Here is a 26454-nt window from a genome sequence, read left to right as displayed (position 1 = left end):
TAGTCCGACTATGCGTGTCACGATCCTCCCGAGCCCCTTGAGTGAGGCCCCGCGATCCCGCCGGAGGTGGTGTGCGTGTCACGGCGCTTCGGCCGCACGGTCCGTGTGGTCTGCACGCTGTCCCTGGCCGCTGCCGCCGTGGCCCTCCCCCCGACGAGCGCGGCGGCCGACCCCTCCGTGGCGGAGCTGCTGACCCGGCTCCAGACGCTCTACGCCAAGGCGGAGGAGGCCACCGAGGCGTACAACGACACCGAGGAGAAGCTCAAGAAGCAGCAGGCCCGGACCGAGCGGCTGAACCACCGGCTCGCCGAGGTCCGGCGGGCGCTCGCCGGCCAGCGGGCCCGGGCCGGGCAGTTGGCCGGGCAGCAGTACCGGGGCGGCGCCGGGGCCTGTCCGACTCCGTCCACACGCTGCTCAGCGGCGATCTGCGCACGGTCGCCTACGAGCGCCACGCGCTGCGCCGGGCCGCCGACCTGCAGGCCGTGGTCATCGCCCGGCTGGAGCGCGGCGAGCGGCGGACGGCCGCCCTCGCCACGCGGGCCGACGCGGCCCTGGACAAGCGACGGGATCTGGCCGACAAGCGCCGCGAGCGGCACGAGGAGGTCACCGAACGGCTCGCCGACATCGAGCGCGCGCTCGCCTCGCTGACCACCGACCAACTCGCCGCGCTGCGCAAGCGCGAGAAGCGGCAGACCTCCGCCGCCCAACGCGCGCTGATCGCCACCCGGGCCCTCGCCGGGCCCGAGCGCAAGCCGTCCAAAAAGGGCGCGAAGGCCCTGCGCTACGCCATGCGGCAGATCGGCAAGCCGTACGTCTGGGGCGCCGAGGGGCCCGACGCCTTCGACTGCTCGGGGCTGACCCAGCAGGCGTGGCGGCAGGCCGGGTACCTCATCCCGCGCACCAGCCAGGAGCAGTGGCGGACCCTGCCGCGCGTGCCGCTGAGCGAGCTGCGCCCCGGCGACCTGGTGGTCTACTACCCCAAGGCGACGCACGTGGCGCTGTACGCGGGCGGCGGAGCGGTGGTGGAGGCGCCGCGGCCGGGCGGGCGCGTGCGGACGTCCCCGTTGGCCACGTACCCGTTGCGGGGGGCGGTGCGGCCGGATGCCGCGCCAGCCCTCCCGAGCGCCGAGAATCCCTTCCCCGACGACGCCGCGAGCCCCCTCCCCGACGACGCCGCGAAGCCCCTGCCCGACCCCGAGAAGCCGACGCTCCAAAGGCCGGACCCCGAGAAGCCGACCCCGGAGAAGCCCGCTCTCGACCAACCCACGCCGGACAAACCGGCGTCGGACAGGCCCGCGCCCGAGAAGCCCGTCCCGGCGAAGCCCGCGCCCGGGAAGCCCGCCCCCGAGAGACCGGCGCCCGCGAAGACCGCGCCGGAGAGGCTCCCCGACCCGGACACGCCCCGCCCGGCCCCCTCGGACCCGCCCGCGGCCTCGCCCCTCAAGCTCAGGACGGGCGGTCGGCGGTGACCTCCGCCAGGTACGCCGCCGTCTTCTCCGGCTCGTAGAAGAAACCCTCGAAGTCCGACGGATCGTCGAAGCCGTTCGCGAAGCGCTCGGCCACCGGCGGCAGTTCACCGGCCGCGCCGAGCAGGCCCACCACGTGCTCCGGCGGCGGCGCCAGCATCGCGTTCGTCCACTTGGTGACGTGCTGGGCGGCGGCCCAGTAGCGGTCGAACGCAGCCTGCATCCAGTCCGCGTCGAAGGGCCGGTCGCCGTGCTCGACGATGCTGTCGAGGTAGGAGGCCGCGCACTTGGCCGCGGAGTTGGAGCCCTGCCCGGTGATCGGGTCGTTGGCGACGACGACGTCCGCGACGCCCAGCACCAGGCCGCCGCCGGGCAGCTCGCCGATCGGGTTCCGTACGGTCGGGGTGTAGCGGCCGGCCAGGGTGCCGCCCGCGTCGGTCAGCTCCACCTTGGTGGCCCGGTCGTACTCCCAGGGCGTGAAGGCCCTCATCAGCTCCAGCGTCGTGGCCAGGTGCCCGGCCGGGTCCTTGATGCCCTGGAAGACGTCGAGCGGACCGCCGGGCACGCCCTCCCAGAACAGGATGTCGGCGCGGCCGGAGGTGGTGAGGGTGGGCATGATGAACAGTTCGCCGACCCCCGGCACCAGGTTGCAGCGCACCGCGTCGAACTCGGGGTGCTCCGGGCGCGGGCCCAGCCCGTGGACATAGGAGACGGCCAGCGCGCGCTGCGGGCTGTCGTACGGGGAGCGGGCGGCGTCCCGGTCGAACATCGACACCAGTTCGCCCTTGCCCGCGGCCACCAGCACCAGGTCGTACTGGCCCGCGAAGAAGTCCAGGTCGGAGACGGTGGCGCCGTGGATGACGAGCTGGCCGCCGGCCTGCGTGAAGGCGTCCAGCCAGCCGGCCATCTTCAGCCGCTGGTCGACGGACTGGGCGTAGCCGCCCGTGAGCCGGCCCACCCAGTCGATGGCGCGGGCGCCGTCCGGCCCGGCCACGGAGACGCCCAGCCCCTCGATCCGCGGCGCCTGGCTCTCCCAGAAGTTGATCCGCAGATCCCGCTCGTGCCGGAGCGCGGTGGGGAACATGCACTGGGTCGACATCACCCGACCGGTACGGATCTCGTCGGCCGTGCGGTTGGACATCAGGGTGATCTCGTAGCCCCGGGCCTGGAGGCCGAGGGCGAGTTGGAGACCGGACTGCCCGGCTCCGACGATGAGTATCTTCCGCATGACGACAACGCCTTCCAGCTCAGGACATCAAGAGGAACGAGAAGTTCCGCATCTAGGGGCGGGCCAGACGTTACGTCACTCCGGCGTGAGGTCAAGAGCGTGGCCCACCAGGGCCAGCAGCGACTCGATCACGGTGTCCCGCCTGCGCGCGTCCATGACGATGACGGGGACGTCCGCGGGCACCGACAGCGCCTCGCGCACGTCCTCCGCCTCGTAACGCGGCGTCCCCTCGAAGTGGTTGACCGCCACGACGTACGGCAGTCCGCAACTCTCGAAGTAGTCGAGCGCGGGGAAGCAGTCCTCCAGCCGACGGGTGTCGGCCATCACCGCCGCGCCGATCGCCCCGCGCACCAGGTCGTCCCACATGAACCAGAACCGCTGCTGGCCCGGTGTGCCGAACAGGTAGAGCACCAGGTCGGAGTCGAGGGTGATCCGGCCGAAGTCCATCGCGACGGTCGTGGTCAGCTTCCCCGGGATCGCGGCGGTGTCGTCGACGTCCTCGCTCGCCTGCGTCATCAGCGCCTCGGTCCGGAGCGGAGTGATCTCCGAGACCGAGCCGACCAGGGTCGTCTTGCCGACACCGAAGCCGCCCGCGACGACGATCTTGACGGCGATCGGCGCGCGCGAACGGTCCGTCTGCCAGTCCTGGAGCCCCTCTTCGGCGTCCGGCTCCGCGGCCACCGCCGCGCCGGTCGTGGTTGTCGTGCCGTTCGCCTCAGAGTCCGCGAAGTCCAACGAGCACCCTTTCGAGCAGTGCGCGGTCCGGCTGCCCCGGGCCCCGCCCGGTGCCGTAGACGCGTATCTTTCCCTGGTCCGCCAGGTCGCTGAGCAGGACCCGCACCACACCCAGCGGGATCCTGAGCAGCGCGGAGATCTCGGCGACCGAACGCATCCGGCGGCACAGCTGGACGATGGCCCGGATCTCGGGCAGTACCCGCGGGCCGCGCCCCCGGCCGGCCGCCGGCCCCGAAGGTCGTCGGGGGGACCGTCCAGCGCGGCCACGAAGGTCTCCACCAGCAGCACATGGCCGAACCGGGTGCGGCCGCCGGTGAGCGAATACGGGCGCACCCGTGCCGGCTTGCGGCCGAGCGCGCCGCGTATCGGCAGGCCCGGACTCGCGGTCACTGCCCCGACTCCAGCGATCTGCGCAGTTCGCTCCGGAGTTCGGGGGTGAGCACATGCCCGGCCCGGCCGACGAAGAGCGCCATGTGGTAGGCGATCACGCTCATGTCGCAGTCCGGGGTGGCGTGCACGCCCAGCAGCGAGCCGTCGCTGATCGACATGACGAAGAGACTGCCCTCGTCCATGGCGACCATGGTCTGCTTCACCCCGCCGCCGTCCATCAGCTGGGAGGCGCCGAGGGTCAGGCTGCCCAGGCCCGAGACGATGGTGGCCAGGTCGGCGCTGGAACCTTTCGGCCCGTCCTGGGCCGTCGGGTCGCCGACCGCGGACGCCCTGGCCTGGGGGTCGGAGGAGAGCAGCAGCAGGCCGTCGGACGAGACCACAGCCACCGAACGGACGCCCGGCACCTCCTCCACCAGATTGGCGAGCAGCCAATGCAGATTGCGGGCTTCGGTACTCAGTCCATAGGTACTACTGGGCGCGTTCAATCGCGTGCCTCCTCAACAGTGCCACCCTCCTCCTGAACCCCCGTCGGTCCTTGCGGGCCGCTCTGTTCCACGATCTCCGCCGCGGCGTCGCGCCGGCCGTCCCGCGCACCCTGCTGGAACCCGCCCAGCCTGCGGCGCAGTTCGTCGGCGTCGACGCCGCGGGCCCTGTGCCGCGCGGCGGGTGCGGGCCGGGACACCGTCTTCGGGGTGCGCTTGGGCAGACCCTTGCCGGTGAGCGGCCGTTCGGAGACCGGGCCGGTGTCCGCCGGCCCGTCCGGCGCCCCGCCGCCCCCAGCGGGGGCGGGCGCCGACCGCCAGGCGACGCCCCTGGCGGGAGTCCCGTCGGACACGGGCGGCTCGGCCATGAACCCGGCGGCGGGCCCGGCCGTGGGCCCGTCGGGCGTCGCGGCACCGGCCCCGCCCACGCCGTCCACTCCGTGCTCCGGTCCGAGCTCCGGTGCGGTGCCGGTGGCCCACGCGTGCCCGGGGGCCGGCGCACCGCCGAGCGGCACACCGCCACTGGTGGGGGTCGCACCGGCCCGCTCGTCGGCACCGGCCGAGTACGGCGCCTCGGGCACGCCGCCGTCCATCAGGACCTCGTCGGCGTACTCCCCCACAGCCTTGAGGGCGTGGGAGGTACCCCCGGCGTCCAGCGCATCGGTGCCCGCCGGGGCGGCGTCGGCGTACGACGCGTCCAGCGCATCGGCGTGCGCCGCGACGGCGGTGTCCGGCCCGTCGGTTGCGGCGGTGGGCTCGTGGTGCGGGCCGTCCTGCTGGGGTCCGGTGCCTGCCGGGCCGTCGCCGGGGTGCGCCTCCCGGCCCGGGGCCGGGTCGCTGTCCGGGTGCCGCGTCGGCTTGAGGTCGCCGCGGATGGCCGCGAGCTGGATGGTGCGTTCGGCGGCGGCGACCAGCGGGTCCACGCCCGGCGCGACGTCCACCTCGATGTCCGGGACGAAGTCCGGCTCGTCCGTGCCGAAGCCCGGCTCGTCCGCGACGAAGTCCAACTCGTCCGTGTCGAAGTCCGGCCCGTCCGGGGCGGCCTCGCCCGTGTACAGCGGATCGCGGGCCAGGGGGAGGCCGTCGTCGGGGAGTGCGTGGCCGCCGATCCTGGCCGTCTCCTCGGCGTCGTGCCCGAGGCCGCCCCGTACCGACCCGGCCGCGGCCGCGCGGTCCCGGCCGGGCAGCGTGTGGGAGTTGGCCTCGGCGGCCTGGCCGGGGAAGCCCAGGGCCACGCCGGAGGCCCCCGCGCCGGAGGTTCCCTCGGCTGGGGCCGGGGCCGCCGGGGCCTCCCCCGGCACCGCCTCGGTCGGCGACGCCGGCAGGATGTTCGCTGGCAGGATCACCACGGCCGCGACGCCGCCCTGCGGCTGCTCGCGCAGCTGGACGCGGACGCCGTGCCGGGCGGCCAGCCTGGTCACCACGTACAGCCCCAGGCCCAGCGGGTCCTCCGCGTTGGGGCCCTGGCAGTAGTCCGGCACCGGCTCGGCCAGCCGGTTGTTCAGCTCCTCGAAGCGGTCGGGGGTCATCCCGATGCCCTCGTCCTGGACGGAGAGCATCAGCTCGCCGTTGTCCACCAGCCAGGCGGAGACCTCGACCGGGGCCTCGGGCGGGGAGAAGGCCGTGGCGTTCTCCAGCAGCTCGGCGACCAGGTGGCTGACGCTGTCGGCCGCGTACCCGGCGACGTAGGACTGCGGCGGCAGGGACTGGATCCGCACCCGGTCGTACCGCTCGACCTCGCTGATGGCGGCGCGGAGCACGTCCAGCAGCGGGACCGGCCCCTGGTGCGTGGCCTTGTTCTCCGAGCCCGCGATCACCAGGAGGTTCTCGCTGTAGCGGCGCATGCCGGTGGCGAGGTGGTCGAGCTGGAAGAGGGTCTCGAGGCGGTCCGGGTCCGTCTCGCGCTCCTCCAGGCCCTCGATGACGGCGAGCTGCCGCTCGATCAGGCCCAGGTTGCGCAGCGCGAGGCTGACGAAGCTGCCGTGGACCCGGGCCCGCAGGCCCTCCAGCCGGGCGGCAACCGCGTCCCGCTCGGCGTGCGCGTCGTCCCGCTCGGCGCGCAGGTCGTCCCGCTCGCGGCGCAGGTCGGCACGCTCGTCTGCCAGTCGGCGGCGCTCTTCGACCAGCCGGGTGCGGTCGGTGTCGAGCTTGGCGGCGCGCTCGTGCGCGCGGCGCGCGGACCGCTGGAGCTCGTTGACGCCGTCGACGGTGGCCGCGAACTCGTCGTTCCGGCCCCGGTAGGTGATCGGCTCCTGCGCCACCGGGTCCTGGGAGATCCGCTGCGTACCGAGCCGGAGTACGGCCAGTGGGCGCGTCATGGACCGGGCGCCGGAGATGCCGGCGCCGAGGGCGAGCAGCAGGCACAGGCCCAGCAGCCCGAAGCGGATCTCCAGGGCGGTGACGTCCTCGTCGCGCAGCTCCTCCAGCCGGGCCACCTCCGCGGTGGCCAGCGCCGACTCCACGCCGCGCATCCGGTCGATCCGGGCGGTCAGGGCCGCCTCGACGTGGCCCTTGTCCAGCAGCAGGTCGTTGGCCGAGAGATGCGGGCTGTCCGTGAGCCGGCCCAGGTACCGCTCGGCGGTGGTGACCTCGGTGCCGTTGACGGTGCTGGTGTAGCGCTCGCGTACGGCGGCCGGGGCGAGCTGGCTGAAGTCGGCGACGGCGGACTGCTCGCGGACGTTCGTCCGCTGCGCGGCGGCGACCAGGGCCGACCGGCCGCCGTCGGCGGTGAGCGCGCCGAGCAGCAGGCCGCGGCTGGCGGACGCCTGCTCGGTGGCGCGGCCGAGGGTGGCGAGCGCGCCGGCGCTGCCGGTGTCGGCGCGCTCGGGCAGCCGGCGGGCCAGGGTCTCGGCGAGGCCCTGGAGCGCCTGGATGGTCGCGGTGTAGTCCTGGTACACGTCCAGGGCCGAGCCATGGCCGGTGAGGGCGCGCTGCCGCAGCTCGGGGAGCGAGTCCAGGAGTCGGCGGACCGAGCCGGGCGCGTCGGGGCGCAGCTCGGTGATCTGGCGGTCGACGCGGGCCCGCTGGTCCTCGGAGACCCCGGCGCCGGAGGCGGTGGTGCGCCCGGCGGCCACGAACCCCGTCATGGCGTCGCGTTCGTCGGCGAGGGAGTGGGCGAGGACGACGGCCTCGCGGTTGGTCCCGGCGAGGTCGACGAGCCGCTGCGAGTCGTGGGTGTCGTCGATGGCCGCGGCGATGCCGGGGGCGCCGGCCCCGGCGATGGCGATGGCGACGACCGCGACGGAGATGACCAGCCGGTTGCGGACGCGGGCGGTCCGGCGCCGAGGTGCGTCCGAGGTGCGGCTATCGCCGCGTGCGGCGTCCTGCTCGCGCATTTCGCCCTGTGTGCTGTGCTCGCTGTTGCTGCCCCGAAGCCGCTTCTTCCGCACCGGTGCTCACAATCTTTTCTCGCCCTACCCACTGGGAGACCAGGAGGTGACGGCGGTTCAACAATTGCCTGACCTCACCCCATGGCACGGAATCCGACCATTCCAGTACGTCTGTGAGGCGGACGCGCAACACTTGCCCGGCCACCTGAACGAGTGAACATCATTGCGAAGTTGACCATCAACTTCCGCTTGTCGTCTGCACGGGCCCGAAACCACCCCGCAGTTGGAAAACACTTCCCGGTCCTGGCAGTATGCGCACACGCAACTGCACGGAAGCGTCAATTCCGGCCGCAATCCGACATCTGGTGCTCTGCGCCGGACCTCTCGGCGTTCGAGACTCCGAACCGGCCGCCGCGCGCCGCGGTCCGGCAGACTGGCCGAATGCGCATCGAACTCGCGACCGACCCCGGGGATCCCCAACGACCCAACGAGGACTACGCGTCAGTAGCGCTACCAGCGTCGGGGCAGGGTGGAGCCCTGGTACTCCTGGACGGGGTGACTCCGCCCGAGGGCGACGACGGCTGCGTCCATGGCGTCCCATGGTTCACCGCCCGGCTCGGCGGGGCCGTTCTGGAACTGTCCGGTTCGCGCCGGGATATGTCGCTGGCAGAATGCCTCACGGCGGCGATCGAACGAACCGCCGACGCGCATTGTCAAACCTGTGACCTTTCTCACGCACGCACTCCGCAGGCCACCGTCGTCGCGGCCCGCTGGGACGACGACCGCGTCGAGTACCTCGTACTGTCCGACTCCGTCCTGCTCATCGAGGGTGCCGACGGAGCCGTCACCGCCGTACTGGACGACCGGATCGACCGGCTGCGCGCAGCAGGCCACCGGCTGGCCCCGCTGCGCAACGCGCCGGACGGCTTCTTCACGGCGGCCGCCGACCCCGCCGTCGCGGCCAAGGCGGTCACCGGCGCCGTCCCGCGTGCGGAGGTCCGCGCCCTGGCGGCGCTCACGGACGGGGCCACGCGGTGGGTGGAGGTGTTCCGCGAGGGCGACTGGACGGACGCGTTCGCCGTACTGCGCAAGGACGGGCCGCGGGGGCTGATCGACCGGGTACGGGCGGCCGAGGACGCGGACCCCGAGCTGGCGGGGGCTCCGTACGGGAAGGTGCACGACGACGCGGCGGCGATTCTCGCGGAACTCTGAGAAAAGGCGCCGGGGATCCCGGGTCCTATCGTATGTGTGTGGCGTAATGATCGGGTGAGCCGGCAAATCCGCGAGCGGCGCGCATTACTCCTCGGCCTCCTGCGCGCCATTCAGCCGGTGCAGCAGCCGGGCCAGTTCGGCGACCTCGCCGCGCTCCCATCCCGCGAGCCGGCGTGCGTACTGCGCCCGGCGGGCGCTGCGCACCCGGCGGAACCGCTCCCTGCCCTCGTCGGTCAGCTGCACCAGGAAGGCGCGCCCGTCGGCCGGATCCTGAGCCCGCGTCACCAGTCCCAGCATCTCCAGGGCGCGCAGTTGGCGGCTCATCGTCGCCTTGCCGACGCCGAAGTAGCCCGCCAGGTCCGTCGCCCGCTGCCGCCCGGCGTCCGCCAACCGCACCAGCAGCCCGTACGCCGCGGGCTCCAGGTCCGGGTGCATCTCGCGGGCCATTTCCCCGGAGGTGGCACGGGCCCGGCGGAGAAAGACGGCCAATTCGCGTTCGAGCGCCAGGAACGCCTGATCCACACCCGTCGCACCCTCGGCGTCGGAAGCCCCGTTCGCGGGCGGCTCGGCCCCGGTATTGTGCACGTCAGCGCCTCTCCGGATTTTCATCTGGATGAAACTTTCTTTCAGCCGCGCCCGTCGCCGCAGCTCCGACAGTATTTCGCAGGATTAGACCAACGGCAGCACCCGGGCCCCTATCGCGGGGCGGTCTACGCCCGTAGCGTCGATATGACATGGCCACACCAACGACATGTGCTCCCCCCCTCTCCCCCACCCCGAGGCTCTCGGAGGCACGCCATGCCTGCTCACAGACCCGGATCGCTCCGGCCCACGCCGACCGCGATCGCCTGCGCACTCGCCGCACTCCTCGCCATGACCGCCGCACTGTCCGGTACGGCATCGGCCGCCGACCGGCACCCCTCCCCCCGCCCCGGTGACGACCACTGGGCGGGCTCCCAGATCCTCAAGCACGAGGGCGGCGCCATCACCCCCGGCGGCCTGGCGGACGACCCGCCCTCCCTCGCGTCCGTCGAAGGCGTCGACGTCAGCAGCCACCAGGGGAACGTCGCCTGGTCGAGCCTGTGGAGCAGCGGCGTCCGCTTCGCCTACGTCAAGGCGACGGAAGGCACGACGTACAAGAACCCGTACTTCACTCAGCAGTACACCGGTTCGTACAACGTCGGCATGATCCGCGGGTCGTACCACTTCGCGCTGCCCGACGTCTCCAGCGGCGCCACCCAGGCCAATTACTTCGTCAGCAGCGGCGGCGGCTGGTCGCGGGACGGCAAGACGCTGCCGGGCGCGCTCGACATCGAGTACAACCCCTACGGCTCGTCCTGCTACGGCAAGAGCCAGAGCGCCATGGTCAGCTGGATCAAGGACTTCACCAGCACCTACAGGTCCCGCACCGGCCGCGACCCGGTGATCTATACGTCCACCAACTGGTGGAAGACCTGCACGGGCAACAGCTCCGCCTTCGGCAGCGTCAATCCGCTGTGGGTCCCGCGCTACGGCTCGTCCGTGGGCGAGCTCCCGGCGGGCTGGTCCTTCCACACGATCTGGCAGTACACCTCCAGCGGCCCGATCGTCGGTGACCACAACCGCTTCAACGGCGCCTACGACCGGCTCCAGGCCCTCGCCAACGGCTGACCGTCGCCGACCGATCGTCGACAGCCGATCGCTCCGTGACTCAGCCTCTCAGCCTCCGCCCTCCGGCGTACGGACAGGTCTGTCTTCTGTCGCTACGCTGGAGGGCATGAGCACGAGCAGCGCGCGATCCGCCCGGCCCTCCGCCCGCGAGCGCATCCTGTCCACCGCCACCGAGCTGTTCAACGCCCACGGGGTGCGCGCCGTCGGCGTCGACCGGATCATCGCCGAGTCCGGCGTGGCCAAGGCGACGCTGTACGCCCACTTCCGTTCGAAGGACGACCTGGTCGTCGCGTATCTCAGGGTCGCGGACGAGCACTGGCGCGGCGCGCTGCGGGACGCGGCGACGGCCGCCGGTCAGGCCCCGCGCGAGCAGCTCGTCGGGGTCTTCGACGCGCTGCACGAGACGACCGTCCGCGACGGCTTCCGCGGCTGCGCGTTCACCAACACCGCCGGCGAGACAGCCCCGGCCACCGCCCCCACACCGCGACGGTCGAGCACAAGCAGGCGGTCCGCGCGTGGCTGACCGGGCTCGCCACGGCGGCCGGGGCGACCGACCCGGAACTGCTCGCGTGCCAGCTCTCCGTCCTCATCGACGGCTGCATGGCGGCGGCGGCCCTCGAGCCGGTGCCCGCCATCGCCCAGGCCGCCCGCGAGGCCGCGCGCGGCCTGGTGGAACAGGCGTGCCCGGCCCGCGCCTGACGCCGGTGGCGGCGTCGGGACGGCGGGCCGGGCAGCGGGCGAGCGGCTGACCGGGCGCGCTCAGGCGACGGCCACGGCCGGGTCCTCCGCCGCCTCGGACCCCAGCAGCAGCGCGCGGTAGCGCTCCTGGTGCGCGGCGAGCCCCGCGTCATCGAGCTCGTGGGTGCCGTAGACGACCAGGGGCTCCTCGTAAGGCATGCCGCTGAAGTGGGCGGTGGCGTCGAAGGGCCGCAGCAGCTCGGCAACGGCGAAGCGCTTGAACCCGTCGGGCCGGTACGCGGCCTCCGGGGCGCCCGCCGAGGTCGCCACCCGCAGCGACTTCCCGTGCAGCGCGGTGCCCTTCGAGCCGTACGCGAACCCGTACGCGAAGACCTCGTCGAGCCACTGCTTGAGCAGCGGCGTGCCCGAGTACCAGTAGAAGGGGAACTGGAGCACGATCCGGTCGTGCTCCACCAGCAGCCGCTGCTCGTGGGCGACGTCGATGCGTCCGTCGGGATAGGCGGCGTACAGATCGTGGAGCGTCACGCCCTCGACGCCCTCGGCGGTCTTGGCCAGGGCGGCGTTGATCCGCGACGCGGCGAGGTCGGGGTGGGCGAGTACGACCAGGGTGGACACGAAGCTCTCCTCTTGCCGGTGTGGCCGGTCCTGCCGGTGCGGCCGGCACATTGACCAGACAGGTCTGTCTACTTCCGTGGCGCGAAGCTACCAGACAGGCCTGTCTGGGTGTCAACTGCCGCCGCTCGGACGGCTACGCGCCCAACCGGCCAAGGACGGCGCGGCCCGCGCTCCAGGGACGGCGCGACCCGGACGGCCCACTCGGATTGCCCGCCCCGACTCCCCCTGCTCCTCTGGAACCACCCACCCCATGAATATGCCGAAGGGACAATCGTGCCGCCGAACGAGAGCGCCAAGCCGAAGGTCATCCAGGGCCAGGGAAAGGACAAGTGCCCCAGCGGCCATCTCTGCCTGTACGCCGATGCCCAATTCAACACATCGGGCGACCGGAGAGACATCCTCGTCATTCCGCCCGACGCGGCGGCGAACAACTTCAGCGAATACGGCTTCGACCACAGCGGTGACGGGGTGAGCGCCGTCGTCAACAACACGAGCAAGGACACCAAGCTCTTCTCGAAGATCGACCAACGCGGCGACCAACTGCCCATCAAGGCCGGCGCCGCCATCGACGACCTGACGAAATACCCGCTGACCGGAAGCCCCAACGGCACCTGGAACGACCAGGCCCAGTCCGCCCTCGCCCACAACGAGCCCGTGCCGATTCCGGTCATCGCCGAACCCCAACCCGACGCCCACACCACGAACCGCCGACAGCCCGTCAGCGGCACGGCGGGCGCCAAGGTCGAGAAGGCGGAGCTCTAGCCAGAGATGGCGCGGTCGTGGACGCCAGAACCCCTGTCGAGGGCCTCGCCTTCAACGCCGAGAAGGTCGAGGTCACCGAGGGCGGCACCACGCTGGGCTCGCCCCCGGTGGTCGGCGAAAAGTGGACGTTCACTCCCGAGAAGGGCTGGCCGCTCGGCAGCCACACCGTGTCCGCCAAGGCCGTGAAGGGCTCCACGCATTCCCCGGAGGCCAAGGTCAACTTCACCGTGGAGAAGAAGAATCTCACGGTCACCTACAAGCTGGTCCAGGATCCCTGGGAGGACTGGAAAACCCATAAGTGGATCTACCCCTACGACATCACCATGACGGCCGGTAAAACCGCCGTGAAGCGATGGCGTCTCGGCTTCGGCCAGTTGCCGGAGGGCACGGCCCTGTCCGAGGAGTTCACCAAGAACTTCTGGGGAATGATCATCAAGGACGGTTCCAACGGACAGGTCGAGCTCGGCTCGCCGTCAAAGGGCACGTACATTGTGCAAGTAGGCGCCGCTCGGGGGCGTGTGAGGCGGGTGGGGGCGCCGGTCGGGCGCCCCCACCCGGTCAGTGCGTGTCGTCGCATCCCGCCTATACCGCCGCCATCGACACGCGCCCGCCGTCCGCCGCGTCGGACACCGCGTCGGCCGTCGCGGGCTGGAGCGCCAGTTCCAGGACCTTGCGGACGTCGGAGACCGGGTGCACCTCCAGCTTCTCCAGCACCTCCTCCGGAACGTCGTCCAGGTCCGGCTCGTTCCGCTTGGGGATGATCACCGTGGTGATCCCGGCCCGGTGCGCGGCCAGCAGCTTCTGCTTGACGCCGCCGATCGGCAGGACCCGGCCGGTCAGCGAGACCTCGCCGGTCATGGCGACGTCCGGGCGGACCTGGCGGCCCGACAGCAGCGACGCCAGCGCGGTCGTCATCGTGATGCCCGCGCTCGGGCCGTCCTTGGGGACCGCGCCCGCCGGGACGTGCAGGTGGACGCCGCGCTCCTTGAGGTCGCCCACCGGCAGCTCCAACTCCGCGCCGTGGGAGCGGAGGAAGGACAGCGCGATCTGCGCCGACTCCTTCATCACATCGCCCAGCTGGCCGGTGAGGGCCAGCCCCGCGCCGCCCGTCTCCGGGTCGGCCAGCGACGCCTCGACGAACAGGACGTCGCCGCCCGCGCCGGTGACCGCGAGCCCGGTGGCCACGCCGGGGACGGCGGTGCGCCGCTCGGCCGGGTCCTGGGCGGACTCGGGCGTGTGGTGGGGGCGCCCGATCAGCGGGCGCAGCTCCGGCACGCCGATGGTGAAGGGCAGCTCGCGCTCGCCCAGTTCGTGCTGGGCGGCCACCTTGCGCAGCAGCCGCGCGATGGCGCGCTCCAGGGTCCGTACGCCCGCCTCGCGGGTGTATTCGCCCGCCAGCTTGCGTAGCGCGGCGTCGTCCACGACCACCTCGCCTCGCTCCAGGCCGGCCCGCTCCAGCTGGCGCGGGAGCAGGTGGTCGCGGGCGATGGTGACCTTCTCGTCCTCGGTGTAGCCGTCGAGGCGCACCAGTTCCATGCGGTCCAGCAGCGCCTCGGGGATGGCCTCCAGCACGTTGGCGGTGGCGAGGAAGACCACATCGGACAGGTCGAGCTCCACCTCCAGGTAGTGGTCCCGGAAGGTGTGGTTCTGCGCCGGGTCGAGCACCTCCAGCAGCGCGGCGGCCGGGTCGCCCCGGAAGTCGGAGCCGACCTTGTCGATCTCGTCGAGCAGGATGACCGGGTTCATGGAGCCGGCCTCCTTGACCGCCCGGACGATGCGGCCGGGCAGGGCGCCGACGTAGGTGCGCCGGTGGCCGCGGATCTCCGCCTCGTCGCGTACGCCGCCGAGCGCCACCCGGACGAACTTCCGGCCCATGGCGCGGGCCACGCTCTCCCCGAGGGAGGTCTTGCCGACGCCGGGCGGCCCGACGAGGGCCAGGACGGCGCCGCCGCGGCGGCCGCCGACCACGCCGAGCCCCCGGTCTGCGCGCCGCTTGCGCACGGCCAGGTACTCGGTGATCCGCTCCTTGACGTCCTCCAGGCCCGCGTGGTCGGCGTCGAGGACGGCCTTGGCGCCCTGGATGTCGTACGCGTCCTCGGTGTGCTCGTTCCAGGGCAGCTCCAGCACGGTGTCCAGCCAGGTGCGGATCCAGCCGCCCTCCGGGCTCTGGTCGCTGGCCCGCTCCAGCTTGTCGACCTCCTTGAGGGCGGCCTCCCGCACCTTCTCGGGCAGGTCGGCGGCCTCCACCCGGGCCCGGTAGTCGTCGGCCTCGTCCTCCGGCTCGCCGTTGAGCTCGGCCAGTTCCTTGCGCACGGCCTCCAGCTGGCGGCGGAGCAGGAACTCGCGCTGCTGCTTGTCCACGCCCTCCTGGACGTCCTTGGCGATGGACTCGGCGACGTCCTGCTCGGCGAGGTGGTCGCTGAGCCAGGTGACGGCGAGCTTGAGCCGGGCGACGGGATCCGCGGTCTCCAGCAGCTCGACGCGCTGGGCGAGGGTCAGGAACGGCGAGTAGCCGGAGTTGTCGGCGAGCTGGGCGACGTCGTCGAGCTGCTGCACGCGGTCCACGACCTGCCAGGCGCCGCGCTTGCGCAGCCAGCTGGTGGCCAGGGCCTTGTACTGGTTCATCAGCTCGGTGACCGAGCCGGGAAGGGGGTCGGGGACGATCTCCTCGACCGGGGTGCCCTCCACCCACAGCGCGGCGCCGGGCCCGGTGGTGCCGGCGCCGATCCGCACCCGGCGCACGCCGCGGATGAGTGCGCCCGGGTCGCCGTCGGAGAGCCGGCCCACCTGCTCGACCGTGCCGAGCGTGCCCAGCGCGGCGTACGTGCCGTCGATCCGGGGCACCAGGAGCACCCGCGGCTTACCCCCTCCGTCACGGGCGGCGGCCTGCGCGGCCTCGACGGCGGCGCGCACCTCGTTGTCGGACAGGTCCAGGGGCACCACCATGCCGGGAAGCACGACCTCGTCGTCGAGCGGCAGCACAGGCAGGGTGAGCGGTGTGGACAGCGAAGCCATGATCTCCCCTTCGGCAGGCAAGTTGAGCTATGCCGACTCAATGCATGGACTGCCGCCGATGTTCCCCTGCGGTGGGCGTGTTCGCTGTGAGCGATCAGCCCGCGGTGGTCCGCGGGAAGGCGCGCCGGTAGTCGGTCGGGGTGACGCCGACGTGCAGCGTGAAGTGGCGGCGGAGATTGGCGGCCGTGCCGAGCCCGCTGAGCTCGCTGACCCGCTCGACCGGCAGGCCGGTGGTCTCCAGCAGGGTCTGGGCGCGGGCCAGCCGCTGGTGCAGCAGCCACTGCAGGGGCGTGCTGCCGGTCGCCGCCTGGACCCGGCGGAAGAAGGTGCGCGGGCTCATCGCGGCGCGCCGGGCCAGGTCCTCGACGGTGAGCGGCTCGGCGAGGTGTTCCCTGGCCCACTGCAGGACCGGGGCCAGGCCGTCGTCATCGGAGGCGGGCACGGAGCGGTCGATGAACTGCGCCTGACCGCCCGGCCGGTGCGCCGGCACCACCATCGCCCGCGCGAGTTGGTTGGCGACGTGCGCGCCGAGGTCGCGGCGGACCAGGTGCAGGCACAGGTCGAGCCCCGCTGCCATCCCGGCGCTGGTCAGCACGTCCCCGTCGTCCACGTACAGCACCGAGTCGTCCACCCGCACCTTGGGGTAGCGGCGGGCCAGGTCCGCGGTGTGCGCCCAGTGGGCGGTGGCCCGGCGGCCGTCCAGGATGCCGGCGGCGGCCAGCGCGAAGGAGCCGTTGCACAGCGACACCATGCGGGCCCCGGCGGCGGCCGCCGCGCGGAGCGCGTCGATCAGCTCCGCCGGCAGCTCGGCGCCCTCGGTGACGCACGCCTCCGGCACCGAGGTGACGATCACGGTGTCGGCGCGGGCCAGCTCGTCCAGGCCGTACGGGATGCCGACGCCGAAGCCCGGCCCGAGGGGACCGGCGCCCGGCCGCAGCCCGCACAGCCGCAGGTCGTACCAGCGGTCGGCCAGCTCCGGCTGCGGGCGGCCGAAGACGGCGCAGGGGATGCTCAGCTCGTACAGGTCCCAGACCGGGATGTCGGCGTCGTCGATCACGGCGATCGCCACCGAACCGGGGCCGCTCCCCGGGGTGACGGGACGCATGCGGTCGGCAGGAGCGGCGGAGGCGGCGGGGCTCGCAGGGGCGGCAGCGCGGCTCGCGGGGCCGGTGAAGCTCACGGAAGTCATGATCGCGAGGCTATGCCGCAACTGGCAGGAATTTTGCGAGAGCCGTCATATCCGCCACTGTCCGCGCGACGGCAGCGGTGCGAACGTGGTGCGTGCTTGATCAACAAGCCGGTCGGCACAGGCCGTTACCACCACCTCTCGCATCCGATTCCGGAAGGCCCCCCATGACCGCACACCCCGCACGCCCCACCACCGTCTCCGTCCTCGGCCTGGGCTCGATGGGCCGGGCGCTCGCCGGGGCGCTGCTCCGCGGCGGCCACTCGGTCACCGTGTGGAACCGCTCGGCGGGCCGTGCCGACGCGCTGGTCGCCCAGGGCGCCCGGCAGGCCGCCGACGCCGCCGAGGCGGTCGCCGCGGGCGAGCTGGTGATCGTCTGTGTGCTCGACTACGCGGCGATGCACGAGATCCTCGACCCGCTGGGCGACGCCCTCGCCGGCAAGGTCCTGGTGAACCTCACCTCCGGCTCGCCCGAGCTGGCCCGCGAGACGGCGGACTGGGCGACCGGGCTCGGCGCCGCGTACCTCGACGGGGCGATCATGATCACCCCGCCGGGGGTGGGCAAGCCGGAGTCGATGTTCTTCTACGGCGGCCCGCGCACCGCCTTCGACGCGCACCGCGCGACGCTCTCGGCGCTCGGCGACCCGTTGTACCTCGGCGCCGACGCCGGTCTGTCCTCTCTCTACGACACCGCCCTGCTCGGCCTGATGTGGTCGGCGCTCAGCGGCTGGGTGCAGGGCGCGGGGCTGCTGGCCGCGGACGAGGTCGCGGCGGAGGCGTTCACGCCGGTCGCGGTGCGCTGGCTGACCGCCGTCGCCGGGTTCATCACCACCTACGCGCCGCAGGTCGACGCCGGCAGCTACCCCGGCGACGACGCCACCCTCGAGGTGCACCGCGCGGCCATCGAGCACTTCGTGCACGCCAGCGAGGCGGCGGGCCTGGACACCGCGCTGCCGCGGCTGCTCAAGGGCCAGATCGAGCAGGCCATCGACGCCGGCCACGGCGCCGACAGCTACGCGGCCGTCATCCGGGTGCTCGCCAAGGGGAGCAAGTGACCGCCACGACCGCCATGACCGCGGCGACCGCCATGACCACCGCGACGGTCATGGGCACCGCGACGGCCACGACGAGCGCGACGGCCACGGACTGGCCCGCCCTGGTGACCGCGACGGCCGCCGAGTGCACCGCCGTGCTGGAGCGGGGCGCCGCGGCGGCCTGGTCCCGCCCGGCCGGCGCCGGCGACCTGGACTGGAGCTGTCGTACGACGCTCGACCACATGGCGCTCGGCGTGGTCGGCTACGCGGGCCTGCTCATCGCCCGCCCCACCGACCGCTACATCGCCCTCTTCGCCTCGCTCGACGAGCACGCGCCGATCCCGGCCTGCCTGGAGGGCATCCGCATCGCGGCGACCGTGCTGGCCTCGGCTGTCCGCGAGGCGGCCCCGGACGTGCGGGCCTGGCACCCCTGGGGCCACTCCGACGGTCCGGGCTTCGCCGCGATGGGCGTGGTCGAGCTGACCATGCACACGTACGACATCGCCCGCACCCTGGGGCTGGGCTGGACCCCGCCGGACGAACTGGTGGCGCCGGCGCTGCACCGCCTCTTTCCCGAGGCCCCGTCCGCGGCAGTCCGGCACGGCGCGGCGCAGGCCCTGCTGTGGTGCACCGGCCGCACCGCGCTGCCCGGCCTGCCCCGGCGTACGGCGTGGCAGTGGCACGGCGAGGTACGGAGGCCGGCCACGGCCGGCTGACCGGCACGCGCCGCGGTCAGCGGCCCGCGGCGCGGCGCTGCCGGACCTGGCGTACGTACGGCCAGCAGGCGAGGCCGGTCAGCGCCGCGAGGACGTGGCCCCAGTCGGTGAGCGGGTCGTCGCCCCGCACCAGGGCGTACGCGAGCATCCCTCCGGTGACGGCGAGCAGCGGCAGACGGAAGCGGGGGCGCAGCAGGCCGGCAAGCACGGCGACGCCGGCGAGCAGGCCGTAGCTGATGCCGTAGTCCATCCGGCGCAGCGAGCTGCCCGGGAGGTGGCCGACGGCGACGGAGACGGCGACCGACGCCTCCGTGAGCATGGTCGCCATGACGTGGCCGAGCAGGAAGACCGCGGCCGTGCGCAGCCCGCCGATACGCCGCTCCAGTGAGCCGATGACCAGCAGGAACAGCACGAGGTAAGGCGACAGAAGCCCGCCCGCGACCCAGAGGCAGCTGGCGAACAGCACGAGCAGCGGCCGCTCGGCGAGGTGGGAGACGTCGGTGCTGGACTCGGCCAGCAGGGTGTCCACGGTGCCGGGGTCGCCGAGGCCGGCGAAGACGCTGGTGGCGATCAGCACGAGGGCGTAGCCCAGGGTGAAGGGCACCCGGGCCCACGCGGGCACGCGCAGGGCCCGCGCGCGCCGGGAGCGCACGCCCGGCGCCCGGGCCGGGGCGCCGAGCTGCGGCGTGCTGGCGCCGGGGGCGGTGAGGCCGTCCGCGGCGGCGGCCACGGGAGGCGTCGCCGCTCCAGGTGCTGCCGCGACGGGGCGTGCGACCACAGGCTCGGCCCCGATCAGGGACGCGCCCCCGGCCGCCGTACACCAGCCCGCGGCGCGGACGTGTCCGCCGCAGCCGCTGGCGACCGCCGCGGCCCGTCCCGCCGGGGCAGGCGCAGGGGCGGGCGCCGAATCGGGCACCGCGGCAGGCGCCGCGGCCGTCGTGGGAGCGTCCCCGCCCGGCCTGCCCGCCGTACACGTTCCGGTCATCGCGCGGCCACCTCCCTCACACTGAACAGGAACAACAATCGACCATGAACCTGTGCGACGGGCGCATGATCGCTGTGATGGTCATCACATCACGCAACCGTTCCGGCGCCAAGCCCGTCACGCCCGACCGATGGAGCCCCGCATGCAGCCCCTGCACGACATCGCCATCGCCGCCGACGAGCAGCCGGTCGTCCTCGACCGCCGCGACGGCCCGTACGGCGAGGTGGTGCTGCGGCGGCGCGGCGCGGGCCCCACGCTCACGGACCCGCCGGTCTACGAGATCATCGCCAACGGGTGCTTTCTCATGGACACCTCCGACGGCCGCTCCGAGCGGCTGCTGGTCCGCGCCGCCCTCGACGCGCTGCCCGCCGACCGGCCCGCCCCCGCCCTGCTGATCGGCGGCCTGGGGGTCGGCTTCTCCCTCGCCGAGGCGGCCGCCGAGCCCCGCTGGAGCCGGATCACGGTCGTCGAGCGCGAGCAGGCGGTCATCGACTGGCACCGCGCCGGGCCGCTGTCGGCCGTCACCGCGCGGGCGCTGGCCGATCCGCGTACGGAGATCGCGCACACCGACCTCGTCGCCCACCTGCACGGGACCCACGAGGCCTACGACGCGCTGTGCCTGGACATCGACAACGGCCCCGACTGGACCGTCACCGAGGACAACGGCAGCCTGTACTCCCCCGCCGGCCTGGCCGCCTGCGCCGCCCGGCTGACCCCCGGCGGCGTGCTCGCCGTCTGGTCGGCGCAGCCCTCGTCCGCTTTCGAGGACGCTCTCCGGAATGCCGGATTCTGCGGCGTACGGACCGAAGAGATCCCCGTTGCCCGCGGTGTCCCCGACGTGGTCCACTTCGCGGTTCGGGGCGCGTAGCCGAGCTACGTACGGTGCCTTTACGCTGCTTGTCGGTAAGGGCGGCCGGGCACATGACCAGGCACGGGGCCGCGGGTTCAGGACGACGCAGGGGCGGGCGTATGGAGCAGACACACACCACCCAGGGCAGCGCCGCCGCGGCCACGCCGGGGGCGCAGCGCCGCGTACTGGTCGTCGAGGACGACCCGACGATCGTGGACGCCATCGCGGCCCGGCTGCGCGCCGAGGGCTTCCAGGTGCAGACCGCCGGAGACGGCCCCTCGGCCGTGGACACCGCCGAGGCGTGGCAGCCCGACCTGCTGGTCCTCGACGTGATGCTGCCGGGCTTCGACGGCCTGGAGGTGTGCCGGCGGGTGCAGGCGAGACGGCCGGTCCCGGTGCTGATGCTCACGGCGCGGGACGACGAGACCGACATGCTGGTCGGGCTCGGGGTGGGCGCCGACGACTACATGACCAAGCCGTTCTCGATGCGCGAGCTGGCGGCCCGGGTCCATGTGCTGCTGCGCCGGGTGGAGCGGGCCGCGCTGGCCGCCCACACGCCGCGCAGCGGCATCCTGCGGCTGGGCGAGCTGGAGATCGACCACGCGCAGCGCCGGGTGCGGGTCCGGGGCAGCGACGTGCACCTCACCCCCACCGAGTTCGACCTCCTGGTGTGCCTGGCGAACACCCCCCGCGCGGTCCTCTCCCGCGAGCAGCTGCTCGCGGAGGTGTGGGACTGGGCGGACGCCTCGGGCACCCGCACCGTCGACAGCCACATCAAGGCGCTGCGCCGCAAGATCGGCGCGGAGCGCATCCGCACGGTCCACGGGGTCGGCTACGCCCTGGAGACCCCGGCCGCATGAGGCGGATGCCGTGCCCCGCGCCATGAGACGACCCGTCCTGGGACGGGCGGCCTGGAGCCGCCTGTGGGAGGCGCTGCGGCCGCTCGACCCGTACCGTTCGGTGAAGGCCGCGCTCGGCGCGCTGGTCATCGGGTCGGTGATCATCACCACGCTGCTGGTGTTCGTGGCGGTGCGCTCCGACACCGAGCTGCGCATCATCACCATCTTCTCGATCATCGCCTCGCTGCTGATCACCCAGTTCGTCGCGCACGGGCTGTCCGCCCCGCTGGACGAGATGACCGAGGTCACCCAGGCGATGGCCGAGGGCGACTACAGCCGCCGGGTGCGGGCGGCCGAGCGCCGCGACGAGTTCGGCGACCTGGCCGCCTCCTTCAACCGGATGGCGGCCGACCTGGAGGCGGTGGACACCCACCGCAAGGAGCTGGTCGCCAACGTCTCGCACGAGCTGCGCACCCCGATCGCGGCGCTGCGGGCCGTCCTGGAGAACGTGGTCGACGGGGTCTCGGACGCCGACCCGGAGACGATGCGGGTCGCGCTGCGCCAGACCCAGCGGCTGGGCCGGCTGGTCGAGCAGCTGCTGGACCTGTCCCGGCTGGACAACGGGGTGGTGCCGCTGCACGCCCGGCGCTTCGAGGTGTGGCCGTACCTGGCCGGGATCCTCAAGGAGGCGAGCATGGCTCGCAGCGCCACCTCCGACTCCCGTTCGGGCACCCACTCCCGCAAGGACGTCCACCTCAACCTCGACGTCTTCCCCTCCGACCTGACCGCCCACGCCGACGCCGAGCGGCTGCACCAGGTGGTCGCCAACCTGATCGACAACGCGGTCAAGCACAGCCCGCTCCACGGCCGGGTCACCGTCCGCGCCCGGCGCGGCGACGGCCCGCAGAGCCTGGAGCTGGAGGTGCTGGACGAGGGACCCGGCATCCCGGAGGCCGAGCGCTACCGGGTCTTCGAGCGGTTCAACCGGGGCGGGCCGAAGCCGACCGGGCCCGGCGGCGACGGCGGTACGGGGCTGGGTCTGGCGATCGCCCGCTGGGCGGTCGACCTGCACGGCGGGCGCATCGGGGTGGCCGAATCACCCCGCGGCTGCCGGATCAAGGTCATCCTTCCGGGTACCGATCGGGACCAGGTTTGACGCGGTTGACGTAGGGTCGACGACGGAAGCACACATCGCAGCGGTGTGGGCGCGTCTCGACGTACCCGCCGACAGGCCGAACCACGGGTGTTTCCCGCCATGTCATGCGCCGAAACCCGCCGATCAATGTGACTTGCGCGACGATGACCTGTGCGGCCTGCACGTAAGGGGCTAAGAGGCGTAGCCTTTATTCCCGCTGTCCACCACCTTAGGAAGCGGAAGAGGGCGGTTGCCGCCGTGTCGCCACAGTCCCCCAACACCTCGAGCGTCTCGACCGACCAGGACGGGCAAGGCAAGAGCCCTGCCGACGCCTTCGGTCCCAATGAGTGGCTCGTCGACGAGATCTACCAGCAGTACCTCCAGGACCCGAACTCGGTCGACCGAGCCTGGTGGGACTTCTTCGCCGACTACAAGCCGGGCCAGGACACGAGCTCTGCGGTGGCCGCGCCCCCGCAGGCCGTGACCGGCACGCCCGCGGCGCCCGCCGCGCAGGCACCGGCCGCCCCGGCGAAGCCCGCTGCGCCGGCACCCGCCGCCGCCCCGGCCGCCCCCGCCGCGCAGGCGCCCGCCGCACCGGCGAAGCCCGCCGCGCAGGCCCCGGCCGCCGCCAAGCCGGTCGCGGCCGCCGCGCCTGCCGCCGCCAAGGCGGCCGAGCCGGCCACCGCCCCCGCGGGCCCGGAGTTCGTCACGCTGCGTGGTCCGTCCGCGGCCGTCGCGAAGAACATGAACGCCTCGCTGGAGCTGCCGACGGCCACGTCCGTCCGCGCGGTCCCGGTGAAGCTGCTCTTCGACAACCGCATCGTCATCAACAACCACCTCAAGCGCGCCCGGGGCGGGAAGGTCTCCTTCACCCACCTCATCGGCTACGCCATGGTGCGGGCGATCAAGGCGATGCCGTCGATGAACTGGTCCTTCGCGGAGAAGGACGGCAAGCCGACGCTGGTCAAGCCGCCGCACGTCAACCTGGGCCTGGCCATCGACCTGGTCAAGCCCAACGGCGACCGGCAGCTCGTGGTCGCGGCCATCAAGAAGGCCGAGACGCTCAACTTCTTCGAGTTCTGGCAGGCGTACGAGGACATCGTCCGCCGCGCCCGCGCCAACAAGCTCACGATGGACGACTTCACCGGGGTCACGGTCTCGCTGACCAACCCGGGCGGCATCGGCACCGTGCACTCCGTGCCCCGCCTGATGCCCGGCCAGTCCGTGATCATGGGCGTCGGCGCGATGGAGTACCCGGCCGAGTTCCAGGGCACCTCCCAGGACACCCTGAACAAGCTGGGCGTCTCCAAGGTCATGACGCTGACCTCGACCTACGACCACCGCACCATCCAGGGCGCGGCGTCCGGCGAGTTCCTGCGGATCGTCTCCAACCTGCTCCTCGGCGAGGACGGCTTCTACGACGACATCTTCGAGGCGCTGCGCATCCCGTACGAGCCGGTCCGCTGGCTCCGGGACATCGACGTCAGCCACGACGACGACGTCACCAAGGCCGCCCGCGTCTTCGACCTGATCCACTCCTACCGGGTCCGCGGCCACGTCATGGCCGACACCGACCCGCTGGAGTACCGCCAGCGCAAGCACCCCGACCTGGACATCGTCGAGCACGGCCTCACCCTGTGGGACCTGGAGCGCGAGTTCGCCGTCGGCGGCTTCGCGGGCAAGTCGATGATGAAGCTGCGCGACATCCTGGGCGTGCTGCGCGACTCGTACTGCCGCACCACCGGCATCGAGTTCATGCACATCCAGGACCCGAAGCAGCGCAAGTGGATCCAGGACCGCGTGGAGCGGCAGCACGCCAGCCCGGAGCGCGAGGAGCAGCTGCGCATCCTGCGCCGGCTGAACTCCGCGGAGGCGTTCGAGACCTTCCTGCAGACGAAGTACGTCGGCCAGAAGCGCTTCTCGCTGGAGGGCGGCGAGTCCGTCATCCCGCTGCTGGACGCGGTGATCGACGCGGCCGCCGAGTCCCGTCTGGACGAGGTCGTCATCGGCATGGCCCACCGCGGCCGCCTCAACGTCCTGGCGAACATCGTCGGCAAGTCGTACGCGCAGATCTTCCGGGAGTTCGAGGGCAACCTCGACCCGAAGTCGATGCACGGCTCCGGCGACGTGAAGTACCACCTGGGCGCCCAGGGCACCTTCACCGGCCTGGACGGCGAGCAGATCCAGGTCTCGCTGACCGCCAACCCCTCCCACCTGGAGGCGGTCGACCCGGTCCTGGAGGGCGTCGCCCGCGCCAAGCAGGACATCATCGGCAAGGCGGGCACGGACTTCACCGTCCTGCCCATCGCCCTGCACGGCGACGCGGCCTTCGCGGGCCAGGGCGTCGTCGCGGAGACGCTGAACATGTCGCAGCTGCGCGGCTACCGCACCGGCGGCACCGTGCACATCGTCATCAACAACCAGGTCGGCTTCACCGCCGCCCCGACCGCGTCCCGCTCCTCGATGTACGCCACCGACGTGGCGCGCATGATCGAGGCGCCGATCTTCCACGTGAACGGCGACGACCCGGAGGCGGTCGTCCGCGTTGCCCGCCTGGCCTTCGAGTTCCGCCAGGCGTTCAACAAGGACGTGGTCATCGACCTGATCTGCTACCGGCGCCGCGGCCACAACGAGACCGACAACCCGGGCTTCACGCAGCCGCTGATGTACGACCTGATCGACAAGAAGCGCTCGGTGCGCAAGCTGTACACCGAGTCGCTGATCGGCCGGGGCGACATCACGCTGGAGGAGGCCGAGCAGGCGCTGCAGGACTTCCAGGGCCAGCTGGAGAAGGTCTTCACCGAGGTCCGCGAGGTCACCTCGCAGCCGGCCCCGGCGCACGTCCCCGAGCCCGAGCCGGAGTTCCCGGTGGCCGTGCAGACCGCGGTCAGCCAGGAGGTCGTCAAGCGGATCGCCGAGTCGCAGGTCAACATCCCGGAGCGGGTCACCGTCCACCCGCGTCTGCTGCCGCAGCTGCAGCGCCGCGCGGCCATGGTCGAGGACGGCACCATCGACTGGGGCATGGGCGAGACCCTCGCCATCGGCTCGCTGCTGATGGAGGGCACCCCGGTCCGCCTGGCCGGCCAGGACTCCCGCCGCGGCACCTTCGGCCAGCGCCACGCGGTGCTGGTGGACCGCGAGACCGGCGAGGACTACACCCCGCTGCTGTACCTGTCCGAGGACCAGGCCCGCTACAACGTCTACGACTCGCTGCTCAGCGAGTACGCGGCGATGGGCTTCGAGTACGGCTACTCGCTGGCCCGCCCGGACGCGCTGGTGATGTGGGAGGCCCAGTTCGGTGACTTCGTCAACGGCGCGCAGACCGTCGTGGACGAGTTCATCTCCTCGGCCGAGCAGAAGTGGGGCCAGACCAGCGGTGTGACGCTGCTCCTCCCCCACGGCTACGAGGGCCAGGGCCCGGACCACTCGTCCGCCCGCCCGGAGCGCTTCCTCCAGCTGTGCGCGCAGGACAACATGACGGTCGCCATGCCGACCCTGCCGTCGAACTACTTCCACCTGCTGCGCTGGCAGGTCCACAACCCGCACCACAAGCCGCTGATCGTCTTCACCCCGAAGTCGATGCTCCGGCTCAAGGCCGCGGCGTCGAAGGCGGAGGAGTTCACCACGGGCGGGTTCCGGCCGGTCATCGGTGACGACAAGGTCGACGCCTCGACGGTCCGCAAGATCGTCTTCACCTCCGGCAAGGTCTACTACGACCTGGAGGCGGAGCGCGAGAAGCGCGGCGCCACGGACACCGCGATCATCCGCCTCGAGCGGCTGTACCCGCTGCCGGGTGCGGAGCTCCAGGCCGAGATCGCCAAGTACCCGAACGCGGCGAAGTTCGTGTGGGCCCAGGAGGAGCCGGCGAACCAGGGTGCCTGGCCGTTCATCGCGCTCAACCTGATCGACCACCTGGACCTGTCGGTGGGCGCCGACCTGCCGCCGGCGGAGCGCCTGGTGCGGGTCTCGCGTCCGCACTCGTCGTCTCCGGCGGTCGGCTCGAACAAGCGGCACCAGGTGGAGCAGCAGGCGCTGGTCAACGAGGTCTTCGAGATCTGAGTCCGCTGACGCCACGGCATACGGCGTACGGAAGGCCCGGCCCCGCATCGCGCGGGGCCGGGCCTTC

General features: G+C 72.7%; 21 protein-coding genes and 1 pseudogene. 12 read left to right on the top strand and 10 right to left on the bottom strand.

Going from position 1 to position 26454, the window contains the following annotated elements:
- Positions 1 to 75: 75 nt before the first annotated feature.
- A complete protein-coding gene (locus tag Q3Y56_RS24070) occupies positions 76 to 648 on the top strand; it encodes a hypothetical protein (protein WP_304463916.1) in 573 nt (190 codons plus the stop codon).
- Positions 649 to 788: 140 nt separating this feature from the next.
- Positions 789 to 1469, top strand: a complete 681-nt coding sequence (locus Q3Y56_RS24065) for an NlpC/P60 family protein (protein ID WP_304465769.1) — start codon at positions 789 to 791, stop codon at positions 1467 to 1469.
- Here Q3Y56_RS24065 and Q3Y56_RS24060 read toward each other — a convergent pair.
- From Q3Y56_RS24060 to Q3Y56_RS24040, 5 genes and pseudogenes are all read right to left on the bottom strand, one after another.
- A complete protein-coding gene (locus Q3Y56_RS24060) occupies positions 1447 to 2694 on the bottom strand; it encodes a styrene monooxygenase/indole monooxygenase family protein (protein ID WP_304463915.1) in 1248 nt (415 codons plus the stop codon). The genes Q3Y56_RS24065 and Q3Y56_RS24060 overlap by 23 nt on opposite strands.
- Positions 2695 to 2769: 75 nt before the next feature.
- A complete protein-coding gene (locus Q3Y56_RS24055) occupies positions 2770 to 3375 on the bottom strand; it encodes an ATP/GTP-binding protein (protein ID WP_304465768.1) in 606 nt (201 codons plus the stop codon).
- Between the two features lie 34 nt (positions 3376 to 3409).
- A pseudogene (locus Q3Y56_RS24050) lies at positions 3410 to 3819 on the bottom strand (DUF742 domain-containing protein).
- A complete protein-coding gene (locus Q3Y56_RS24045; protein WP_304463914.1) occupies positions 3816 to 4304 on the bottom strand; it encodes a roadblock/LC7 domain-containing protein in 489 nt (162 codons plus the stop codon). Before Q3Y56_RS24045 ends, Q3Y56_RS24050 begins: the two are co-directional and overlap by 4 nt.
- Positions 4301 to 7636 (bottom strand): nitrate- and nitrite sensing domain-containing protein, encoded by a 3336-nt coding sequence (locus Q3Y56_RS24040; RefSeq protein WP_304463913.1) that lies wholly within the window; start codon positions 7634 to 7636, stop codon positions 4301 to 4303. The genes Q3Y56_RS24045 and Q3Y56_RS24040 overlap by 4 nt, the downstream gene beginning before the upstream one ends.
- Positions 7637 to 8071: 435 nt before the next feature.
- Here Q3Y56_RS24040 and Q3Y56_RS24035 point away from each other — a divergent pair, with 435 nt between their 5' ends.
- Positions 8072 to 8842: a protein phosphatase 2C domain-containing protein gene (locus tag Q3Y56_RS24035; protein WP_304463912.1), complete on the top strand. Its 771-nt coding sequence runs from the start codon at positions 8072 to 8074 to the stop codon at positions 8840 to 8842.
- A gap of 84 nt (positions 8843 to 8926) precedes the next feature.
- On the opposite strand, the gene Q3Y56_RS24030 is transcribed toward Q3Y56_RS24035, so the two are convergent.
- Positions 8927 to 9427 (bottom strand): MarR family winged helix-turn-helix transcriptional regulator, encoded by a 501-nt coding sequence (locus Q3Y56_RS24030; protein ID WP_304463911.1) that lies wholly within the window; start codon positions 9425 to 9427, stop codon positions 8927 to 8929.
- Positions 9428 to 9640: 213 nt separating this feature from the next.
- Between Q3Y56_RS24030 and Q3Y56_RS24025 the strand changes: the two genes are divergently transcribed.
- Entirely contained in the window at positions 9641 to 10492 is an 852-nt protein-coding gene (locus tag Q3Y56_RS24025; RefSeq protein ID WP_304463910.1) for a lysozyme, read from the top strand.
- A 106-nt stretch (positions 10493 to 10598) separates the two neighbouring features.
- Positions 10599 to 11015 (top strand): TetR/AcrR family transcriptional regulator, encoded by a 417-nt coding sequence (locus tag Q3Y56_RS24020; RefSeq protein ID WP_304463909.1) that lies wholly within the window; start codon positions 10599 to 10601, stop codon positions 11013 to 11015.
- A 236-nt stretch (positions 11016 to 11251) separates the two neighbouring features.
- Here the strand turns inward: Q3Y56_RS24020 and Q3Y56_RS24015 are convergent, their stop codons facing one another.
- On the bottom strand, positions 11252 to 11806 hold the full coding sequence (locus Q3Y56_RS24015) for an NAD(P)H-dependent oxidoreductase (RefSeq protein WP_304463908.1): 555 nt from the start codon (positions 11804 to 11806) through the stop codon (positions 11252 to 11254).
- 273 nt (positions 11807 to 12079) lie between these two features.
- Here Q3Y56_RS24015 and Q3Y56_RS24010 point away from each other — a divergent pair, with 273 nt between their 5' ends.
- Positions 12080 to 12568, top strand: coding sequence for a peptidase inhibitor family I36 protein (locus Q3Y56_RS24010; protein WP_304463907.1), 489 nt, complete (start codon positions 12080 to 12082; stop codon positions 12566 to 12568).
- A gap of 582 nt (positions 12569 to 13150) precedes the next feature.
- Here the strand turns inward: Q3Y56_RS24010 and lon are convergent.
- Both lon and Q3Y56_RS24000 read right to left on the bottom strand, forming a co-directional pair.
- The gene (gene lon, locus Q3Y56_RS24005) at positions 13151 to 15583 is read right to left on the bottom strand and encodes an endopeptidase La (RefSeq protein ID WP_304463906.1); all 2433 of its coding nucleotides are present in this window, start codon (positions 15581 to 15583) and stop codon (positions 13151 to 13153) included.
- Positions 15584 to 15677: 94 nt separating this feature from the next.
- Positions 15678 to 16646: a GlxA family transcriptional regulator gene (locus tag Q3Y56_RS24000; protein WP_304465767.1), complete on the bottom strand. Its 969-nt coding sequence runs from the start codon at positions 16644 to 16646 to the stop codon at positions 15678 to 15680.
- Positions 16647 to 16936: 290 nt separating this feature from the next.
- On the opposite strand from Q3Y56_RS24000, the gene Q3Y56_RS23995 reads away from it, so the two are divergent.
- Entirely contained in the window at positions 16937 to 17824 is an 888-nt protein-coding gene (locus Q3Y56_RS23995) for an NAD(P)-dependent oxidoreductase (protein WP_304463905.1), read from the top strand.
- Positions 17821 to 18519 carry a hypothetical protein gene (locus Q3Y56_RS23990; protein ID WP_304463904.1) on the top strand — a complete coding sequence of 233 codons (699 nt, stop codon included), beginning with the start codon at positions 17821 to 17823 and terminating at the stop codon, positions 18517 to 18519. The genes Q3Y56_RS23995 and Q3Y56_RS23990 overlap by 4 nt, the downstream gene beginning before the upstream one ends.
- Before the next feature lie 16 nt (positions 18520 to 18535).
- Here Q3Y56_RS23990 and Q3Y56_RS23985 read toward each other — a convergent pair whose 3' ends face one another.
- A complete protein-coding gene (locus tag Q3Y56_RS23985) occupies positions 18536 to 19504 on the bottom strand; it encodes a rhomboid-like protein (protein WP_304463903.1) in 969 nt (322 codons plus the stop codon).
- 142 nt (positions 19505 to 19646) lie between these two features.
- Between Q3Y56_RS23985 and Q3Y56_RS23980 the strand changes: the two genes are divergently transcribed.
- The 4 genes from Q3Y56_RS23980 to Q3Y56_RS23965 all read left to right on the top strand — a co-directional run bounded on the left by Q3Y56_RS23980 (position 19647) and on the right by Q3Y56_RS23965 (position 26387).
- Positions 19647 to 20372 carry a spermidine synthase gene (locus tag Q3Y56_RS23980; RefSeq protein ID WP_304463902.1) on the top strand — a complete coding sequence of 242 codons (726 nt, stop codon included), beginning with the start codon at positions 19647 to 19649 and terminating at the stop codon, positions 20370 to 20372.
- Between the two features lie 101 nt (positions 20373 to 20473).
- Positions 20474 to 21214 carry a response regulator transcription factor gene (locus Q3Y56_RS23975; RefSeq protein ID WP_304463901.1) on the top strand — a complete coding sequence of 247 codons (741 nt, stop codon included), beginning with the start codon at positions 20474 to 20476 and terminating at the stop codon, positions 21212 to 21214.
- Between the two features lie 22 nt (positions 21215 to 21236).
- Entirely contained in the window at positions 21237 to 22349 is a 1113-nt protein-coding gene (locus Q3Y56_RS23970; RefSeq protein WP_304463900.1) for an ATP-binding protein, read from the top strand.
- Between the two features lie 237 nt (positions 22350 to 22586).
- On the top strand, positions 22587 to 26387 hold the full coding sequence (locus tag Q3Y56_RS23965) for a multifunctional oxoglutarate decarboxylase/oxoglutarate dehydrogenase thiamine pyrophosphate-binding subunit/dihydrolipoyllysine-residue succinyltransferase subunit (protein WP_304463899.1): 3801 nt from the start codon (positions 22587 to 22589) through the stop codon (positions 26385 to 26387).
- The last annotated feature ends 67 nt before the right edge of the window (positions 26388 to 26454 follow it).

Origin of the sequence: Streptomyces sp. XD-27, from assembly GCF_030553055.1 — a bacterium.
Taxonomy (GTDB): Bacteria; Actinomycetota; Actinomycetes; order Streptomycetales; family Streptomycetaceae; genus Streptomyces.
This window is presented reverse-complemented; position numbering and strand designations above follow the sequence as displayed.

Bases quoted from the DNA above. Each gene is read 5' to 3' on its own strand.
- Q3Y56_RS24065 (WP_304465769.1), top strand. From the start codon at position 789: ATGCGGCAGATCGGCAAGCCGTACGTCTGGGGCGCCGAGGGGCCCGAC.
- Q3Y56_RS24060 (WP_304463915.1), bottom strand. From the start codon at position 2,694: ATGCGGAAGATACTCATCGTCGGAGCCGGGCAGTCCGGTCTCCAACTC.
- Q3Y56_RS24040 (WP_304463913.1), bottom strand. From the start codon at position 7,636: ATGCGCGAGCAGGACGCCGCACGCGGCGATAGCCGCACCTCGGACGCA.
- Q3Y56_RS24035 (WP_304463912.1), top strand. From the start codon at position 8,072: ATGCGCATCGAACTCGCGACCGACCCCGGGGATCCCCAACGACCCAAC.
- Q3Y56_RS24025 (WP_304463910.1), top strand. From the start codon at position 9,641: ATGCCTGCTCACAGACCCGGATCGCTCCGGCCCACGCCGACCGCGATC.
- Q3Y56_RS24020 (WP_304463909.1), top strand. From the start codon at position 10,599: ATGAGCACGAGCAGCGCGCGATCCGCCCGGCCCTCCGCCCGCGAGCGC.
- lon (WP_304463906.1), bottom strand. From the start codon at position 15,583: ATGGCTTCGCTGTCCACACCGCTCACCCTGCCTGTGCTGCCGCTCGAC.
- Q3Y56_RS23995 (WP_304463905.1), top strand. From the start codon at position 16,937: ATGACCGCACACCCCGCACGCCCCACCACCGTCTCCGTCCTCGGCCTG.
- Q3Y56_RS23985 (WP_304463903.1), bottom strand. From the start codon at position 19,504: ATGACCGGAACGTGTACGGCGGGCAGGCCGGGCGGGGACGCTCCCACG.
- Q3Y56_RS23980 (WP_304463902.1), top strand. From the start codon at position 19,647: ATGCAGCCCCTGCACGACATCGCCATCGCCGCCGACGAGCAGCCGGTC.
- Q3Y56_RS23975 (WP_304463901.1), top strand. From the start codon at position 20,474: ATGGAGCAGACACACACCACCCAGGGCAGCGCCGCCGCGGCCACGCCG.
- Q3Y56_RS23970 (WP_304463900.1), top strand. From the start codon at position 21,237: ATGAGACGACCCGTCCTGGGACGGGCGGCCTGGAGCCGCCTGTGGGAG.